Origin of the sequence: Thermogutta sp., assembly GCF_014359955.1 — a bacterium.
Lineage (GTDB): Bacteria > Planctomycetota > Planctomycetia > Pirellulales > Thermoguttaceae > Thermogutta.
Map to the genome: position 1 here is coordinate 1 of NZ_JACIYL010001067.1, position 1,174 is coordinate 1,174.

Genomic DNA, 1,174 nt, shown 5'->3' on the forward strand with positions numbered 1-1,174 from the left:
CTGGCACTAGTTCAGGACGCAGCCTATCTACGACCATTGACAGGTTGACGTCGCCACCGGGAATCCGATCGGCATGTTCCTCCGGACGGATCGAAAGCGAAAAGAAAGGAGCCAAATGGTGGTGCTGGCCAGCAGGACGGCCCTCATAAAGTTCCGTTCTCAAACGTTCCAACGAGGGCAGCGTTAACGGCAATGGGGGCAGGCAATGGGCAAACACCTCTAATCGCGGCGGTGGTGCGGTCTCTGCCCCCTCCTCTTCACCATCCAAGCGAAAGCCCTTATAAAACGACCGCAGTGCTGCTGCCACAAAAGCACCTGAGCCAGGGTTCACAACGTTTAAACGCAGTGTCTGCAAATAGCGGTGAATGGAATGATAAACCCGCAATTCTTGTGCGACCTTCTCTGGCGGCAAATCGGTTGAGCACACCTCGTCTTCATATAGACCGACCGCCCGAGCGACATCAGCCACTTGTCGTGCTGGGTCAGGTATATCGATCGGAACATATACGCCCCAAAAGAAAGCCAAGTTTTGCGCGGAAAGAAGTACGGTGCCATCTTCTGCAAGTACAAATGCCGGACAATTCAGCGGGGCAAGTTGTCGAAGCAACCCGATGTCCAGTAGCCTCCGCCGTTCGCGACTGTCGTGACGTAATAACTCCTGCTCCCACAGTGCCAGCAGATCCGCGTAGGCTGCGTACCACAGCACACGGAGGGGATGTGTCGGCAGAATGAGCACGCTTCGTTCCGATCGATTGCCAGCCGCAATTTGGAGACTGATCGTGTCCACCCGCAATGCGTCCCAAAGCTCCTCCTTCGATTGCGCCTCCAATAACAATCGCTCATAGGCCCAAGCATACTCACGCGCCTGCCGGGAAAGATCCTCTGACCAAGCAACGGTCTCCACACACTTGCGTATTTCTTGATTAGCGAGTGCCCGAAAGAACTGCTTGCGGGCCTTTTGAAATCGAATCCCTGCATCGCTCTTGGAAAGGGCTTCCAGGGCGATTTCGGATACATCGCGGTCCACGTCCAGCAACTCGTTTCCTTCGACGTCGGCTCGGTAGCAACCAAATCCGGAGTCTGAATCAATGGTTTGCTCTTCTAGTTTGCGCAGAATCGGACTTAGCGCGACTCTCGCTGTAAAACGGTTGTTGATCCTGACCGTGAAAAAATG

General features: G+C 54.5%; 1 protein-coding gene. It reads right to left on the reverse strand.

Going from position 1 to position 1,174, the window contains the following annotated elements; all coding sequences use genetic code 11:
* Positions 1 to 1,036 (reverse strand): hypothetical protein (locus H5U08_RS19405; RefSeq protein ID WP_297037015.1); only part of this gene is annotated, 1,036 nt, incomplete at its 3' end.
* Positions 1,037 to 1,174 lie beyond the last annotated feature (138 nt).